Below are 17,371 nucleotides of genomic sequence, written 5' to 3'. Positions count from 1 at the left end.
CCGGTTTATGTTTACCCCCGACGCAAATTCTGCGCCGCCTGCACCATGTTCGCCAGTGCCGCGCGGGTTTCTGGCCAGCCGCGCGTTTTCAGGCCGCAGTCCGGGTTGACCCACAGGCGCTCTGCCGGAATGCGTTTTGCCGCTTTCTTCAGCAGGGCTTCAATCCATTCTACGCTCGGTACGTTTGGCGAGTGAATGTCATAGACGCCTGGCCCGATTTCATTCGGATAATCAAACTCTTCGAATGACTCCAGCAACTCCATGTCGGAACGCGAGGTTTCGATGGTGATGACGTCTGCATCCAGTGCCGCAATCGAATCCATGATGTCGTTGAACTCGCAATAACACATGTGAGTGTGGATTTGTGTGTCATCTTTCGCCACGGCGGCGTTGATACGGAAGGCCTCTACGCCCCACTGGAGATATGCATCCCAGTCGCTACGACGCAGCGGTAAACCTTCGCGCAGCGCCGGTTCATCAATCTGGATGATGCCAATTCCAGCGGCTTCCAGATCGGCCACTTCATCACGCAGCGCCAGCGCAATTTGTTTGGCGATGGTTTCACGGCTGACATCTTCACGCGGGAACGACCAGCAGAGAATCGTCACCGGGCCGGTCAGCATCCCTTTCACCGGTTTGTCGGTCAGCGATTGTGCGAACGATGCCCACTCCACGGTAATCGGTGCCGGGCGGCTAACGTCACCAATAACAATCGGCGGCTTCACGCAGCGGGAACCGTAGCTCTGTACCCAACCGTTTTGCGTAAAGACAAAACCGTCGAGGTGCTCGCCAAAGTATTCCACCATGTCGTTACGCTCGGCTTCACCGTGCACCAGCACATCCAGACCTAAACGTTCCTGCTCAACAATGGCCTGTTTGATGTGTTCCGCAATGCCCGTGCGGTAGTTATTGGCGTCGAGATTGCCCTTTTTGAAATCCAGACGCAGGGTACGAATTTCCGTGGTTTGCGGGAAAGAACCAATCGTGGTGGTCGGCCAGGCTGGCAGTTTAAAACGCGCACGCTGGGCTTCAGCACGCACTTCATAGACATTCGCCCGCTGGCTGTCCTGGGCGGTGATCGCCGCCAGACGCTTTTCTACCGCCGGATTATGTACACGAGTAGAGTGACGACGCGCCTGAATCGGGGCGCTCCACTCTGCCAGAGCTGCCGTGTCACCACTGTTCAGCGCATCGCGCAGCAGCGCCAGTTCATGGCATTTTTGCAGGGCGAAGGCAAACCAGCTTTTCACTTCTGCATCAAGACGCGTTTCCACGCTCAGGTCGATAGGGCTGTGCAGCAACGAGCAGGAAGATGCCACCCACAAATCACGTTTGCCGACAATGTCCTTAATTTGCGCATATTTCTCGGTGAGATCGGCGCGCCAGACGTTACGACCATTGATAAGACCCGCAGACAGCAGCCAGTCAGAAGGCAGACGCTTGTGCAGTTCTGCTACGTCATCTTTACCATGCACGAAGTCGACATGCAGACCCTGAACAGGCAGCGCCGTAATCGTGTTGAGATTTGGCGTTACGCCTTCAAAATAGGTAGTCAGCAGCAGTTTCACCTGGCCCTGCAGTGCATCGTAAGCAGGTTTATACGCGTCCAGCCACGCCTGCGGCAGTTCCAGCACCAGCGCCGGTTCGTCAATCTGTACCCACTCAATGCCGCGTTTTGCCAGTTCTGCCAGCACTTGCTGATAAACCGGCAGAATGTCGTTCAGCAGGCTCAGGCGGTCAAACTGTTCACCTTTCACCTTACCCAGCCACAGCCAGGTAACCGGCCCCAGAAGCACAGGTTTCACCTTGTGACCCAGCGCCAGCGCCTCGTCCACTTCATCCAGCAGCTGCGTCCAGGTCAGTTTGAACTGTTGGCCTTTAACGAATTCCGGCACCATGTAGTGATAGTTGGTGTTAAACCATTTGGTCATTTCCGCCGCCGCCGCAGGTTCACCTGTTGGCGCACGACCGCGACCAATACGGAACAGGGTGTCGATATCCACCGAACCATCTTTATTCTGATGACGCGCTGGAACGTTACCCAGCAGCAGGCTGGTAGTCAGAACATGATCGTACCAGGCAAAATCGCCCACCGGCAGCAGGTCAATCCCCGCCTGCTTTTGTTGATCCCAGTGACGAGCACGCAGTTCACGCCCAACCGCCAGTAATTCTTCACGCGTGGAGTTCCCTGCCCAATAACTTTCTTGCGCTTTTTTCAGCTCGCGACGCAGGCCAACGCGAGGGAAACCGAGGGTGTGATTAAGAATTGTCATTATATGCCCCTTATGGAATTTTTAGTATTTAGCCGTCCAGATGTTTACACATCCATAATTGGCGGTTACTGTATATTCCTCAAGCGCAAATTATTCATGCCGAAGTGAAGGACTTTCATGATCGAAGTAAAACACCTGAAAACGCTACAAGCGTTGCGGAATTGCGGCTCGCTCGCAGCCGCTGCGGCGACGTTGCATCAGACGCAATCCGCTCTGTCTCACCAGTTTAGCGATCTGGAACAACGCCTTGGCTTCCGGCTATTTGTGCGTAAAAGCCAGCCGCTACGTTTTACGCCGCAGGGAGAAATCCTGTTGCAACTGGCAAACCAGGTGCTGCCGCAAATCAGCCAGGCACTGCAAGCCTGCAATGAACCGCAGCAGACGCGCCTGCGCATTGCCATTGAGTGCCATAGCTGTATTCAGTGGCTGACGCCCGCGTTAGAAAATTTCTATAAGAACTGGCCGCAGGTAGAGATGGATTTTAAATCGGGCGTGACGTTTGACCCGCAGCCCGCGTTGCAGCAGGGCGAGCTGGATCTGGTGATGACCTCCGATATTCTGCCGCGCAGTGGCCTGCATTATTCGCCGATGTTCGATTATGAAGTACGCCTGGTGTTAGCACCTGACCATCCACTGGCCGCGAAAACACGAATCACGCCGGAAGATCTCGCCAGCGAAACGCTGCTGATTTATCCGGTACAGCGTAGCCGACTGGACGTCTGGCGGCATTTTCTGCAGCCCGCAGGCGTTAGCCCGTCGCTGAAAAGCGTCGATAACACTTTATTGTTGATTCAGATGGTTGCCGCGCGGATGGGTATTGCCGCTCTACCACATTGGGTCGTGGAGAGTTTTGAGCGCCAGGGTCTGGTTGTGACCAAAACCCTGGGCGAGGGATTATGGAGCCGACTGTACGCCGCCGTGCGCGACGGCGAGCAGCGTCAGCCAGTGACAGAAGCGTTTATTCGCTCGGCGCGCAATCACGCCTGCGATCATCTGCCGTTTGTAAAGAGCGCGGAGCGACCCACTTCCGATGCACCCACAATGAAGCCAGGATCACCAGCGCGCCTGTAATAAATGTTGGCCAATGCGGCTGTTGATGCCAGATAGCCAAGTTAACCAGTAATCCTGCCGGAACGTGCATATTATTCATAATGCCGAGCGTTCCGGCGTCCACCTGAGTCGCACCGTAGTTCCACATAAAATAACCAATCCCGGAAGCCACCACGCCAAGAAACACCAGAATGCTCCATTGCAGCGTGGTTTGCGGCATTTTCTGCGCATTTCCCAGCAAGAACCATGCAACCACCGCCACCAGGAACGCGCCAAGATAGAACCACGCAAAGGCGTTATGCTGCGGCATCGGGCGAGTTTCCATCAGGCGTTTGTAACCCACCATGCCGATGGCAAAAGTGATATTGGAGAGTTGCACTAGCAGCAGGCCAGTCCAGAAATGGTCGGTGACCTGATCATAGCGAATAATCCCGGCACCAATCACCGCGAGTAACGCGCTAGAAGCATATCCCCAGCGCAGACGGCGCTTACTCATAATGTCATAAATCAGCGTGATGTAGAGCGGCGTCAGGACGGTAAATAACAGCAGTTCAGAGACTGTCAGGTAGAGATAGGCACGGAAACTCAGCATATACATAATGCCAAGTTGCATCGCGCCCACCAGCATATACAGGCCAATGGTTTTCAGGCTATTGCCACGGGTACGCAGGAACGGCAGGAAAACGAGCGCCGCCAGCCCAACGCGTACCAGCACCGAAAAATAGCTGTCGACGTGCCCCGCAAGGTACTCGCCATAAAAGCTAAAGGAGAAGGCCCACAGAATAGTGGTGATGATAAGTAGCGCCACAATGGAAAACTCTTTGATTAACGAGTATCCATTGTAGCGAAGTATCAGGTTGACAACTGACCAAATAAAGAACGATTACGATAAATAGAGCTTACGCAGATAATGCGGCACCGCGTCGTCGGCGTTAGTTCCAATCACTTCCAGTTCCGGATGCAGATCTTTCAGGCGCTGGTGCGCGCTGCCCATAATGCAGCCTTTCCCCGCCATCGACAGCATTTCGGCGTCGTTCATTCCATCGCCAAAGGCAATGCAATCTTGCAGGCTGTAGCCCAGCTTCTTCGCTACCGCTTCCAGCGCATGGCCTTTCGAAACGCCACCCGCCATCACTTCAAGACAAGTTAAGGTAGAGAAACTGACGTTGACGCGATCGCCCCAGCGAGCGTTGATAGCCTGCTCCAGCGGCAACAGTGTTTCATGAGACTCACTGGTGAAGAACACTTTGCTGACGCCTTCCGGCTCCAGCAATCCTGGCTCATACAGCGCATATTTGAACACCGCTTCTTTAAAAAAGCGCATCTCTTCCGGACGGTGGCGATTCATAAACCATTCATCATCACGATAAACGTTAGTAATGATGTCCGGGTTGTCGTTGACTACACCAAACAGGTCGCTGGCAATGTCATGATCCAGGTTATGCGCGAAAATCAGATTACCATCCAGATCGTGCACGCGCGCGCCATTGGAGGTAATCATGTAAGACTTAATCTCCAGATTATCGCGAATTTGCCCCACGTCGACGTGGTGGCGACCCGTCGCAAACACAAAGTTGATGCCACGCGCGGTGAGCAGTTTCAGGGTTTCTTTGGCGTAAGGGGATAATGTATGGTCGGGAGAAAGTAACGTACCATCTAAATCAGACGCAACAACCTGATACATAAGAAATTTAAACCTCTATAGAGCGATTTCCGCTGGGTGAGTTATGCCGGTTGAAAAATTCAACGATGGCGTGGAGCGCGACTGAGCGCATTGCGTCCTTTTCAAAAAGGATCTCATGGTACGCACCTTTAATTACCAGCGGCCGCCCCCCTTCTACAGGATGGCCCGCTGCGGCGCGGAGTTCACAAAAACGGTCGTGCATACGGTTATCTACCACGCGTTCCTCTTCAGCCTGCAAGAGAAGCGTTGGCGTGGCGTCATCACCCGCACCGGCTAACACCTGTTCGCCAGCCAGAATACTTTCGCGTACCCAATGGTAGGTCGGCCCACCGACGCGAATCGTTGGGTCATCAGCATAGAAACGCAAATTACGTCGATATCGCTGTCTGCTGTGGGTCAGAACATTGATGGTAAACGGCAGCGCGCGCCAGCGCCCGGTGCCAATCGCATAGCCATCACGAAAACGTGGGTGCGCTTCTGCCCAGTTAAGGATCTGCCGCGCCATAAATGATGGCATACGAATCACAATCCCAAACATTGGCGCAGTTAGCGCAATGGCATCGCATACGCCGGGGTGACGTTGCAGAAACAGCGTGGAGATTGCACCGCCCATCGAGTGCGCCAGTATATAGCGTTTACGCCACGGACCTGGCTGGACCTCTTGTTGCCAGAACGCCGCCAGATCATCAACATAATCATTAAAGCGATTAACATGCCCGAGATGCGGATCGGCTAACAGTCGACCGGAACGCCCCTGACCGCGATGGTCGATGATTAACACATCAAACCCCAGATGGAACAGGTCGTAGGCCAGCTCCGCATACTTTACATAGCTCTCAATACGCCCCGGACAAATGACGACTACCCGATCATGTTGCGGAGCGCGAAAGCGGACAAAACGCACCGGAATGTCATCCACGCCGATAAACTCTGCTTCGTCCCGCTGACGCCAGAAGTCGGTCAGTGGCCCCATCGTAAAAGCAGCAAACGCTTTTTCTCTTGTTTCCCAGTCTTTTTGCTGCTGAAACATCGGGTAATCTGCCTCTTAAACCACGTAAAATCGTTTTTTTAAGCGTGCCTGACACAACGCTGCGACAGTAGCGTATTGTGGCACAAAAATAGACTATCCGGGAGATTCCCATGACCTTTGAATGGTGGTTCGCCTACTTACTAACATCGATCATTTTAAGCCTCTCGCCAGGCTCTGGCGCAATCAACACCATGACCACTTCGCTCAACCACGGTTATCGCGGCGCGGTAGCGTCTATTGCAGGGCTTCAGACCGGACTGGCGATTCATATTGTGCTGGTTGGCGTGGGTTTGGGAACGCTATTTTCCCGCTCGGTTATTGCTTTTGAAGTGTTGAAGTGGGCAGGCGCGGCTTACCTGATTTGGCTGGGAATCCAGCAGTGGCGCGCCGCTGGTGCAATTGATCTTAAATCGCTGGCTCCTACCCAATCGCGCCGCCACCTGTTCCAGCGGTCAGTGTTTGTGAATCTTACTAATCCCAAAAGTATTGTGTTTCTGGCTGCGCTATTTCCGCAATTTATCATGCCGCAGCAACCGCAACTGATGCAGTATATCGTGCTCGGCGTCACCACTATTGTGGTCGATATTATTGTGATGATCGGTTACGCCACCCTCGCCCAACGGATCGCACTCTGGATTAAAGGGCCGAAGCAGATGAAGGCGCTGAATAAGATTTTCGGCTCGTTGTTTATGCTGGTGGGGGCGCTGTTGGCATCGGCAAGACATGCGTGAAAAATAATGTCGGATGCGGCGTAAACGCCTTATCCGACCTACTCTGATGATGCGTCTGGCATCAACGCGAAATAATCAAATGAATGCCAAATCCGGCAAATAACGCTCCGGCAAAACCGTCGATCCACTTCGCCAGACGTTGATAACCCCGGCGCATTTGCGGTAGCGCAAACAGGCTGGCAACAACGGTAAACCACGCCAGCGTTTCGACAATAATCAGCGCGAAAATGCCCCAGCGTTCGGTGGTGCCGACGTTATCGCCGACAAACAGTGAGAACACCGAACCAAAGTAGATAATCGCTTTCGGATTCGCGAGATTGGTCAGCAAGCCTTTCAGGAAACTGCGCCCGCTTTTCGCCAGTTCTACCTGTGGCGCAGGCGCAGAAACAGCCTCTTTTTTCAGCGCACCGCGCAGCATCTGGTAACCCATCCAGCAAAGATACAGGCCTCCGCCAACCATAATCAGCGTATGTAGCCAGGCCATTTTTTCGATAATCAAATGTAGACCAAGCAGCGCGATTCCTGCCCAGACCATGACGCCGCAGGTTATGCCCAGCACGCCCATCATCGCTTCTTTACGCGAACGGCTAACGGCAGTTTGAGAGACAAAAAAGAAATCGGGACCGGGGCTCATAAGCGCCACGATGTGCACCATGGCAACGGTGAGAAATAACATCAACATACATTTGACTCGCGGGGAAAACGTTTACGGAATGTTCATCCTGGCACTTTTTTGTGCCGCTGACTACTCTTCGTCGTCGCCGTCGACATGAGCGCGAATCAGCGTCATAAACGGTTTACCAAAGCGTTCCAGCTTGCGCATCCCGACACCGTTTACACTCAACATTTCGCTGGCGGTGATCGGCATCTGTTCAGCCATCTCAATCAAGGTAGCGTCGTTAAACACCACATACGGCGGGACATTGCTTTCATCGGCAATAGATTTACGCAGTTTGCGTAATTTGGCGAACAGTTTACGATCGTAATTGCCGCCAAACGATTTCTGCATCGCTTTCGGTTTGAGCGCGACAATACGCGGCACCGCGAGTTGCAAAAAGGATTCGCCACGCAGCACCGGACGCGCGGCCTCTGTCAGTTGTAGCGCAGAATGCTGGGCGATATTTTGCGTCACCAGACCGAGGTGAATCAGTTGGCGGATCACGCTCACCCAGTGTTCATGACTTTTATCACGCCCCATGCCGTAGACTTTCAGTTTGTCATGACCATAGTCGCGGATACGCTGATTATTAGCACCACGGATCACTTCCACCACATAGCCCATACCAAACCGCTGATTCACACGACCAATGGTAGAAAGCGCAATCTGCGCATCGTTTGAACCATCGTATTGTTTCGGCGGATCGAGGCAGATATCGCAGTTCCCACACGGTTCCTGACGCCCTTCGCCAAAATAATTCAGCAGTACCAGGCGTCGGCAAGTTTGCGCTTCGGCAAACGCCCCCATCGCATTGAGTTTATGGCGCTCGATATCCTGTAGCTGCCCCTGCGGCTTCTCTTCCAGACAGCGGCGCAACCACGCCATATCTGCCGGATCGTAAAACAGCATTGCTTCCGCAGGTAGGCCATCACGCCCGGCGCGACCTGTTTCCTGATAGTAGGATTCAATATTGCGCGGAATATCAAAATGCACCACGAAGCGGACGTTAGGTTTGTTGATGCCCATACCGAACGCCACGGTCGCCACCACAATTTGCAGGTCATCGCGCTGAAATTTTTCCTGCACGTCGGCGCGGACATCGTTTTCCAGCCCGGCGTGATACGCTGCTGCGCTAATCCCCTTGCTTTGCAGGCGCGCGGCGGTATCTTCTACCTTCGCACGACTATTACAGTAAATAATCCCCGACTTACCGCGTTGTTCCTGCACGTAACGCATCAGTTGATCGAGCGGTTTGAACTTCTCCATCAACATATAGCGAATATTCGGGCGGTCAAAACTACTGATTTGAATCAGCGGATCGTTAAGCCCCAGCAGGCGCACGATATCCTGGCGGGTGGTGTCATCGGCTGTAGCGGTTAGCGCCATAAACGGCAGCGTCGGGAAACGCTGGCGTAACTGACCGAGCGCAGCATATTCCGGGCGGAAATCGTGACCCCATTGGGAAATACAATGCGCTTCATCAACGGCTAATAAGACAGGATTCCAGTGCGCCAGGTGTTCAAGGAAGTTATCCAGCATCAGGCGTTCCGGCGCGATATACAGCAGGCGAATTTGCCCGGTGCGGCAGCCTGTCATCACTTCAAGCTGCTGCTCTCGGTTTTGCGTCGAGTTAAGGCACGCCGCCGCTACACCGTTGGCTTGCAGTTGATCCACCTGGTCTTTCATCAAGGAAATCAGTGGTGAAACAACGACAGTAAGACCGTTCAATAACAACGCAGGGATTTGATAGCACAGGGATTTTCCGCCGCCAGTTGGCATGACGACGAGGCAATCGCGACCGGAAAGTACGGTGTCGATAATTTCTTCCTGGCCGGGGCGAAACTGTTGGTAGCCAAAGGTTTCTTGTAAAACCTGTTTAGCTCCGGACTCCAGATTCAACACTTCCGCCTGCGCCACATTCACCCCGATTGCCTGAAATAAAAACAGGCGCTATTTTCAGCGTCTGCGCGAGAAACTGCAATGCTTTTAGTCTCTGGCAGGATAATCCTGGATGCTGGATTCCAGGTTTGCCTTTCAATCAACTCGTATTAGAACAGGTCGTTTAGCATAACCCCCACACCGACGCGGGTCTGGTTAAAGTTATAGTCGATGAGCGATTCGCCGTAACCGCTGTAAACCTGAGTATAAAGACGCACATGTTTGGTGATCGGGTAACTTAAGCCTAACTCCGCACCACCGTAACCGGTATTCCAGTTGTACTGTCCTTTCGCACTCAACACCGCATCACCGAGGTGATAGCCGATTTTAAGCTGGTAGTAACCCATATATTTGGTGATATCCGGGTTATCGTCAGTATTACCCACCACATACCACGGTTTGACTTCCACCAGCCAGTTGCCGTTTTCTGCCATCAGGCGGGTGTAGATACGGTTCCAGCTACGGGACGTCGGGTCGGAACGCCCGTTAGAGTCATGATTGTACCCCAGCTCCACATCGCGCAGTGTCCAGCCAGCAAAGCGGTAATCGGTAGCAAAACCGAGGAACAGTTGCGGTTCATAGTTAGTTTCACGAAACGGCGATGACTCTTCGCTATTAGAAAGCTGCCACCAGGATTTTTGGGTGTAAGATGCACCCAGAACAGAGTTTGCCCCCAAAATCCCACGCCAAAGCGGAAACGCCAGACTTAACTGGAATTTCACTTCATCCTTACGCGCGTTTTCTGCCCAATCGTAACTCGCAATCGCTTCTTTATTCAGATCGCTGGTCTGGGTATAGATGATGTAGTTGGTGTCATAAGGATAAAGGGTGAAAGGATTATCATGTTCCTGCAACATATTGGCGATGATGCTGCCACGTACTGCAGGCGCATCATGCACATCTTTCACCGTTGCTTCTTGTGCATTTGCCACTATCGGCAGCATACACACTGGCAACAAGCAGCCCAGTAGAGTCCGCATCGATCGTGTTCTCCGTAACGAATTATTGATTAGATGAATATTTTTTCTGCGGGCTATTTTACATACTTAACTCAATTGCCGTTAGTTATCCCTTCCTAAAGTAGAAACCAACAACAAAGAAGCATAAAATCAACATTTCGTTAACCAACGAAGTGTAAGGATGATATGTCTGCTGTACTGACCGCTGAACAAGCCCTGAAATTAGTGGGTGAAATGTTTGTCTATCACATGCCGTTTAACCGGGCATTGGGGATGGAACTGGAGCGTTACGAAAAAGAATTTGCGCAGCTGGCCTTTAATAATCAGCCAATGATGGTCGGTAACTGGGCGCAAAGTATTTTGCACGGCGGGGTGATTGCGTCGGCGCTGGATGTCGCCGCTGGTCTGGTATGTGTAGGCAGCACTTTAACGCGTCACGAAACCATTAATGAAGATGAACTACGCCAGCGACTATCGCGGATGGGCACCATTGATCTTCGCGTCGATTATCTGCGTCCAGGCAGGGGTGAGCGTTTTACAGCCACCAGTAGCCTGTTACGTGCGGGTAATAAAGTCGCCGTCGCCCGTGTCGAACTGCACAATGAAGAACAGCTTTATATTGCCAGTGCTACCGCCACCTATATGGTAGGTTGAAAATCTAAAAGCAGGTAAACTGCTGAAACTGATGACAAACGCAAATTGCCTGATGCGCTACGCTTATTAGGCCTACCAGAGAAATGCAATGTATTGAATTTGCATTCTTTTGTAGGTTGGGTAAGGCATGAACAAAGCGCACTTTGTCAGCCATCTGAGCAGGTAAACTGTAATTAACAACAAAAAATGAGTTTTCCAATGGATACAAAACAAACGCGGCAGGGCGTATTACTCGCTCTTGCCGCTTATTTTATTTGGGGTATTGCACCTGCGTACTTCAAACTGATTTATTACGTACCTGCTGATGAGATCCTGACGCATCGTGTAATCTGGTCGTTTTTCTTTATGGTGGTGTTGATGAGCATCAGCCGCCAGTGGTCCTATTTAAAAACCCTGATTCAGACGCCGAAGAAAATATTTATGCTGGCAGTCTCTGCTGTGCTAATTGGTGGCAACTGGTTACTGTTTATCTGGGCAGTGAACAATCACCATATGCTAGAGGCCAGTCTTGGATACTTTATTAATCCACTGGTGAATATATTACTGGGGATGATTTTCCTCGGCGAGCGATTCCGCCGGATGCAATGGCTGGCAGTGATTCTGGCGATTTGTGGTGTGCTGGTCCAGCTCTGGACCTTTGGTTCGCTGCCAATCATCGCACTGGGACTGGCATTTAGTTTTGCCTTCTACGGCCTGGTACGCAAGAAGATTGCGGTTGAAGCTCAAACAGGCATGTTAATCGAAACCATGTGGCTGCTACCCGTGGCGGCGATTTACCTGTTTGCTATTGCTGATAGTTCTACCAGCCATATGGGGAAAAACCCAATGTCGCTGAATTTACTGCTGATCGCCGCTGGTGTTGTCACCACTGTACCGCTGTTGTGTTTTACCGCCGCCGCCACGCGCCTGCGTCTCTCAACGTTAGGCTTTTTCCAGTACATTGGCCCGACGCTGATGTTCCTGCTGGCCGTGACGTTTTATGGTGAAACACCGGGTGCCGATAAGATGGTGACTTTCGCCTTTATTTGGGTGGCGCTGGCAATTTTTGTGATGGATGCGATTTATACGCAGCGTAGAACGTCCAAATAAAAAATAAATATATTCTGAAAAAATGTGCCTGCTCTTGCATGAGAGTGGGCATATTGCCATGCTGGCAGGAGAATCACACAGGGATGTAAAATCAATGTTACGTATATTTATGCCAACATCTAAAGGCAAGATTTCCAGACGCCGTTATTTGTTTTCATTTATTTTAACAAATTTAGTTTGTGTCTTACTTATTGCTTTTTCTGGCGAGGCCGGATCAGGATTTTTTGTTATAATATCTACCATTCTTCTCCATTATCTCGTCATCAATATGAATTGCCAACGACTCCGTGATAGTGGTTTCACGTATATAAAAACGTATATTTTTTGCACATTGGCTGTCTATACCATCTCTATCATCACCATGATTGCCGAACATTTTGATTGTTCAGGCAATGGTTCAATGATTTTCTTAATTTGCTATTTTACCACTTTCAGTATGCTAATACTTGCACCTACTGATTCATCAAAATAATAGTTACGGAGTATTTATGAGTAAGGGATATATGAACGATGGTTCATTAAGTGAAAAATGGAAATACCGATTTAATTTTTATGACCAATATGGTTTTCCTGGATTCTGGGGGGCAACACCAGAATATAAAACAGCATTTAAAGCATTAAAAATAAGGCAACGATTAACTATTCAAATGAATTTCATTGCTTTTTTCTTCTCCTGGATATATTTATTTGTCCTGGGATTATGGAAAAAAGCAATTATAGTTCTATTACTTGGCATTCTCTCACTATTGATTGGTGCATTAATTGGCGTTAATGTACTGGGATTCGCTGTAGCAGGCTATGTTGCTGTTAGCACAAATAAATGGTTCTATGAAAAAGAAGTAAAGGGTATTGATACCTGGAGCCTCTAAATAACAGGTGGCTTAGCCAGGCTAAGCCACCGCTCTCGTTTTTTACAACCAGTTCTTCCGCTTAAAGTACAGATACGGTGCCAGACCCGCGAGAATCATAAAGATAATCGCGCCTGGGTAGCCGAAACTCCACTTCAGTTCTGGCATAAACTCAAAGTTCATCCCGTAGCTGGAAGCGACCAGCGTTGGCGGCAGGAACACGACGGATACCACTGAGAAGATTTTGATGATGCGGTTCTGCTCGATGTTGATAAAGCCCATCGCCGCCTGCATCAGGAAGTTTACCTTCTGGAACAGGGATTCGTTATGCGGCAGCAGGGATTCGATATCTCGCAGGATTTCACGCGCCTGCTCCAGTTGCCCGCCAGGTAAACGCGCCTTGCGTACCAGGAAGTTGAGCGCGCGCTGGGTATCCATCAGACACAGACGAACTTTCCAGCCGATATCTTCCAGTTCCGCCAGTGTGGAGAGCGCCTCGTCGTACTCATCGCCCTGATGCCCCTCCATAATTACCCGGCTCAACTGCTCCAGATCGCTGTAGATGTTTTCAATTTCATCCGCCAGCTGTTCGATTTTGGTTTCGAACAGATCCAGCAGCAGCTCGTAGGCGTTACCGTCAACCATTGACTGACTACGGGCGCGCATACGATACAGACGGAATGCAGGCAGCTCGCGCTCACGCAGAGTAAACAGGCGACCATCACGGATGGTAAATGCCACAGTGGAGTTACCGGCGTGATCTTCCGCATCTTCAAAGAAGAAGAAGGAGTGAATATGCAGGCCATCATCGTCTTCAAAGAAACGCGCCGATGCTTCGATGTCTTCCAGTTCCGGGCGGGTTGCCAGGCTCTGGCCAAGTTCAGATTGTACGCGCAGTCGCTCGTCGTCATCCGGTTCGACAAGATCAATCCATACTGCATCTACAAGGGGTTGTGACTCTTCGACTTCCAGCCGGGTCAGTCGGTTATTTTCCAGTTGAAATGCGCTCAGCATGACCGGGACTCCCAATGCTTAAAATATCGGACAGTTCGGTGGGCACACAGAAACAAATTGGGTTTCAGACCATTAAACAGCCTGACTCAGCGCGACGGGAAAAATTGAGGTCGCTGACAACCGCTAAGGCTATCAGCAAAAGGGGATAGCCTTAGGAGTTGATCCTGGATGACAGGATAATGAGCCAGTATCTACTGGGTGTGTCCAAGGCGAATGTCCTCTTAGAGTGATCGTGCGCGCATGTTACGCCAGCAAAATTTTGCCGTCAACACGCAACGGAACACCACAGAACAATAGTTGAACTTCGCGCTTTTTGGTACTCGTCAAGGTCGTTAACAGGATAAAAAAATCACACAGCCAGGACCTATAATGGCGCATCGGCTACTCATTGGTAAAGGAATGATCACCTTGAATCTCAAACGGATTTTTCTCGCCCTCGTCTTACTCCCCTTGTTTGCTGTTGCTGCTGATGACTGCGCGCTCTCAGATCCGTCGCTGACAGTACAGGCGTATACCGTTAACCCTCAGACAGAGCGGGTGAAAATGTACTGGCAAAAAGCCAATGGCGAAGCGTGGGGAACGTTACAGGCGCTGCTGGCGGATATTAATAGCCAGGGGCAAATTCAGATGGTGATGAACGGCGGCATCTATGATGAAAGCTATGCGCCGCTCGGTTTGTACATCGAAAACGGTCAGCAGAAGGTGGCGCTAAATCTCGCCTCAGGGGAAGGGAACTTCTTTATCCGTCCTGGCGGCGTGTTTTATGTCGCGGGAGATAAAGCCGCTATCGTTCCGCTGCAGGCATTTAAAGCCAGTAAAGAGATTCAGTTCGCAGTGCAGTCAGGGCCAATGTTGTTAGAAAACGGCGTAATTAATCCGCGCATTCACCCGAATGTTGCCTCGCGTAAAATTCGTAACGGTGTAGGGATAAATAAACAAGGGAACGCTGTGTTTTTGTTGAGCCAGCAGGCGACAAATTTTTATGATTTTGCCTGCTATGCCAAAGCAAAACTGGACGTCGAGCAGCTGCTTTATCTTGATGGCACGATCTCGCATATGTATATGAAAGGCGGAGCAATCCCGTGGCAACGCTATCCTTTTGTTACCATGATTTCCGTCGAGCAGAAAAGTTAGAATGATCGTTTTGTGTCAGATACTGAATATGGTGCTGATGCCGGATGCGGCGTAAACGCCTTATCCGGCCACAATTTATTGAATCTGCATGATTTTGTAGGCCGTATAAGGTGCACAGCACCGCATCCGGCAACGTTATACCGTCTCCAGCCGGGCGTAAGCCGCCACCAGCCATTTGATTCCCTGGCCCTGGAACGCCACCTGCAAACGGCTATGTTCGCCGCTGCCTTCCATATTGACGATAGTGCCTTCACCAAATTTGGCGTGGCGCACGCGCTGGCCGAGCTTGTAACCGCTGTCGTTCTCGACCATCGGCGTACCCATACGCTGATGGCTGACCGGGCGGCTTACCGTGGCGCGCAGGCGCACCTCTTCCACACACTCTTCCGGTAGCTCGCCGATAAAGCGCGACGGGCGATGGTAAACTTCTTTGCCGTACAGGCGGCGGGTTTCCGCGTAAGTCAGCGTCAGTTTCTGCATCGCGCGGGTTACACCAACGTAGGCCAGACGGCGTTCTTCTTCCAGACGCCCGCCTTCATCCAGCGACATCTGACTTGGGAACATGCCCTCTTCCATACCGACAATAAACACCTGCGGGAACTCCAGACCTTTCGCCGAGTGCAGCGTCATCAGCTGTACCGCATCCTGCCAGGTATCCGCCTGCCCTTCACCTGCTTCCAGTGCCGCATGGGAGAGGAACGCCTGTAGCGGCATTAAATCTTCGTCTTCTTCGTTGTAGCTGAACTGGCGCGTTGCCGTCACCAGTTCCTCTAAGTTTTCGATACGCGTCTGGCCTTTTTCGCCTTTCTCCTGCTCGTACATGGTGCGCAGGCCGGAGTCTTTAATTACCCGGTCAGTCTGTACATGCAGCGGCATATCGGCAGTTTCCTGCGCTAAGGCGTCGATCAGTTCCATAAACCGCTGCAAGGCGCTGGCAGCACGACCAGCGAGAGCTTTTTCCTGCAACAGTTCACGACACGCCTGCCAGAGAGTTAACTGGCGATCGCGCGATGTCTGGCGCACTACGTCCAGCGTCCGGTCACCAATACCCCGCGTTGGCGTATTGACCACGCGCTCAAATGCCGCGTCATCGTTGCGGTTGGCAATCAGGCGCAGATACGAGAGCGCATCTTTGATTTCCTGACGTTCGAAGAAGCGCATCCCGCCGTAAATGCGATACGGCATACTGGCCTGCAATAAAGCTTCTTCCAGTACACGCGACTGGGCGTTGCTACGGTAGAGGATAGCGCACTCAGCGAGCGCCCCGCCGTTGTCCTGCCAGGTTTTGATGCGGTTAACCACGAAACGCGCTTCGTCGAGTTCGTTAAAGGCGCAATAGAGGGAAATCGGCTCACCGTCCGCACCATCGGTCCACAGTTTTTTACCCAGACGCCCATTGTTGTTTTCAATCAGGGCGTTGGCGGCGCTCAGAATATTGCTGGTAGAGCGGTAGTTTTGCTCCAGACGAATAGTTTCGGCACCGGGGAAATCATTGAGGAAACGCTGAATATTCTCGACCTGCGCCCCACGCCAGCCATAGATTGACTGGTCGTCATCACCAACAATCATTACTTTGCCGGTATCGCCCGCCAGCAAACGGATCCACGCATACTGAATGTTGTTGGTATCCTGGAATTCGTCCACCAGAATGTTGGTGAAACGTTCGCGATAGTGCTGAAGGATATGCGGCTTGTTAAGCCAAAGCTCATGCGCGCGTAGCAGCAGTTCCGCGAAATCCACCAGACCCGCGCGATCACACGCTTCCTGATACGCCTGATAAACCTTCTGCCAGGTTTGCTCCACCGGATTACCGTAGCTCTGAATATGATGCGGACGCAGTCCTTCATCTTTCTGGCTGTTGATGTACCACATTGCCTGACGTGGCGGCCACTGCTTCTCGTCGAGATTCATCGCCTTGATCAGACGTTTAAGCAGGCGCAGTTGGTCTTCGCTATCGAGGATCTGGAAATCCTGCGGCAGGTTGGCGTCCATATGGTGCGCACGCAGCAGGCGGTGCGCCAGCCCGTGGAAGGTGCCGACCCACATGCCGCCCTGACTGGTGCCCATCAGTTGCCCGATACGATGGCGCATCTCCGCCGCCGCTTTGTTGGTAAAGGTCACCGCCATAATCGAGTACGGCGAGCAGTTTTCCACGCTCATCAGCCAGGCGATACGATGCACCAGTACGCGCGTCTTACCACTGCCTGCGCCCGCCAGCACCAGAAGGTTGCTGCGTGGCGCGGCCACCGCTTCGCGCTGTTTGTCATTAAGGCTTTCGAGCAGGTAAGAAACGTCCATTGGCACCGCCG

Annotated in this window: 17 protein-coding genes; 7 read left to right on the top strand and 10 right to left on the bottom strand. The window is 51.8% G+C overall.

The features are described from left to right. Positions 1-11: 11 nt before the first annotated feature. On the bottom strand, positions 12-2,273 hold the full coding sequence (metE, locus tag WC5_RS14480; protein WP_000153911.1) for a 5-methyltetrahydropteroyltriglutamate--homocysteine S-methyltransferase: 2,262 nt from the start codon (positions 2,271-2,273) through the stop codon (positions 12-14). 117 nt (positions 2,274-2,390) lie between these two features. Here metE and metR point away from each other — a divergent pair, with 117 nt between their 5' ends. Further along, the gene (gene metR, locus WC5_RS14485; protein WP_016231528.1) at positions 2,391-3,344 is read left to right on the top strand and encodes an HTH-type transcriptional regulator MetR; all 954 of its coding nucleotides are present in this window, start codon (positions 2,391-2,393) and stop codon (positions 3,342-3,344) included. On the opposite strand, the gene bioP is transcribed toward metR, so the two are convergent. The 3 genes from bioP to pldB form a co-directional block, all read right to left on the bottom strand. Then, positions 3,232-4,131 (bottom strand): biotin transporter, encoded by a 900-nt coding sequence (gene bioP, locus WC5_RS14490; RefSeq protein ID WP_001196251.1) that lies wholly within the window; start codon positions 4,129-4,131, stop codon positions 3,232-3,234. The two genes, metR and bioP, sit on opposite strands and share 113 nt — an antisense overlap. A gap of 75 nt (positions 4,132-4,206) precedes the next feature. Next, on the bottom strand, positions 4,207-5,007 hold the full coding sequence (gene yigL, locus WC5_RS14495; RefSeq protein ID WP_000285345.1) for a sugar/pyridoxal phosphate phosphatase YigL: 801 nt from the start codon (positions 5,005-5,007) through the stop codon (positions 4,207-4,209). Between the two features lie 7 nt (positions 5,008-5,014). Next, the gene (gene pldB / locus WC5_RS14500; RefSeq protein WP_000487634.1) at positions 5,015-6,037 is read right to left on the bottom strand and encodes a lysophospholipase L2; all 1,023 of its coding nucleotides are present in this window, start codon (positions 6,035-6,037) and stop codon (positions 5,015-5,017) included. A 110-nt stretch (positions 6,038-6,147) separates the two neighbouring features. On the opposite strand from pldB, the gene rhtB reads away from it, so the two are divergent. After that, positions 6,148-6,768: a homoserine/homoserine lactone efflux protein gene (gene rhtB, locus WC5_RS14505; RefSeq protein ID WP_000142513.1), complete on the top strand. Its 621-nt coding sequence runs from the start codon at positions 6,148-6,150 to the stop codon at positions 6,766-6,768. Positions 6,769-6,829: 61 nt separating this feature from the next. Here rhtB and rhtC read toward each other — a convergent pair whose 3' ends face one another. The 3 genes from rhtC to pldA form a co-directional block, all read right to left on the bottom strand. Further along, positions 6,830-7,450 (bottom strand): threonine export protein RhtC, encoded by a 621-nt coding sequence (gene rhtC / locus WC5_RS14510; RefSeq protein ID WP_000928829.1) that lies wholly within the window; start codon positions 7,448-7,450, stop codon positions 6,830-6,832. 63 nt (positions 7,451-7,513) lie between these two features. Further along, positions 7,514-9,343, bottom strand: a complete 1,830-nt coding sequence (gene recQ, locus WC5_RS14515) for an ATP-dependent DNA helicase RecQ (protein ID WP_024192193.1) — start codon at positions 9,341-9,343, stop codon at positions 7,514-7,516. A 131-nt stretch (positions 9,344-9,474) separates the two neighbouring features. Then, entirely contained in the window at positions 9,475-10,344 is an 870-nt protein-coding gene (gene pldA, locus WC5_RS14520; RefSeq protein WP_001259596.1) for a phospholipase A, read from the bottom strand. A 165-nt stretch (positions 10,345-10,509) separates the two neighbouring features. Here pldA and yigI point away from each other — a divergent pair, with 165 nt between their 5' ends. The 4 genes from yigI (at position 10,510) to WC5_RS14540 (ending at position 12,935) form a co-directional block, all read left to right on the top strand. Beyond that, the gene (yigI, locus tag WC5_RS14525) at positions 10,510-10,977 is read left to right on the top strand and encodes an acyl-CoA thioesterase YigI (RefSeq protein ID WP_001277144.1); all 468 of its coding nucleotides are present in this window, start codon (positions 10,510-10,512) and stop codon (positions 10,975-10,977) included. A gap of 198 nt (positions 10,978-11,175) precedes the next feature. Next, a complete protein-coding gene (gene rarD, locus WC5_RS14530; RefSeq protein ID WP_000379997.1) occupies positions 11,176-12,066 on the top strand; it encodes an EamA family transporter RarD in 891 nt (296 codons plus the stop codon). 94 nt (positions 12,067-12,160) lie between these two features. After that, positions 12,161-12,538 (top strand): hypothetical protein, encoded by a 378-nt coding sequence (locus tag WC5_RS14535; protein ID WP_032159886.1) that lies wholly within the window; start codon positions 12,161-12,163, stop codon positions 12,536-12,538. A 16-nt stretch (positions 12,539-12,554) separates the two neighbouring features. Beyond that, complete coding sequence (locus WC5_RS14540) at positions 12,555-12,935, top strand: DUF2628 domain-containing protein (RefSeq protein ID WP_000033710.1); 381 nt, start codon at positions 12,555-12,557, stop codon at positions 12,933-12,935. 42 nt (positions 12,936-12,977) lie between these two features. On the opposite strand, the gene corA is transcribed toward WC5_RS14540, so the two are convergent. Both corA and ysgD read right to left on the bottom strand, forming a co-directional pair. After that, complete coding sequence (gene corA / locus WC5_RS14545; protein WP_000947145.1) at positions 12,978-13,928, bottom strand: magnesium/cobalt transporter CorA; 951 nt, start codon at positions 13,926-13,928, stop codon at positions 12,978-12,980. Positions 13,929-14,079: 151 nt separating this feature from the next. After that, positions 14,080-14,136 (bottom strand): YsgD/CorL family protein, encoded by a 57-nt coding sequence (gene ysgD / locus WC5_RS25630; protein WP_212723238.1) that lies wholly within the window; start codon positions 14,134-14,136, stop codon positions 14,080-14,082. 161 nt (positions 14,137-14,297) lie between these two features. Between ysgD and WC5_RS14550 the strand changes: the two genes are divergently transcribed. Then, entirely contained in the window at positions 14,298-15,062 is a 765-nt protein-coding gene (locus tag WC5_RS14550; protein ID WP_000951169.1) for a phosphodiester glycosidase family protein, read from the top strand. Positions 15,063-15,197: 135 nt separating this feature from the next. On the opposite strand, the gene uvrD is transcribed toward WC5_RS14550, so the two are convergent. Beyond that, the gene (uvrD, locus tag WC5_RS14555) at positions 15,198-17,360 is read right to left on the bottom strand and encodes a DNA helicase II (protein WP_000383446.1); all 2,163 of its coding nucleotides are present in this window, start codon (positions 17,358-17,360) and stop codon (positions 15,198-15,200) included. Positions 17,361-17,371 lie beyond the last annotated feature (11 nt).

This window comes from Escherichia sp. KTE114, assembly GCF_000407765.1.
Taxonomy (GTDB): Bacteria; Pseudomonadota; Gammaproteobacteria; order Enterobacterales; family Enterobacteriaceae; genus Escherichia; species Escherichia ruysiae.
Note: the sequence above shows the minus strand (reverse complement) of the source record. Positions and strands in the feature narration are given on the sequence as shown.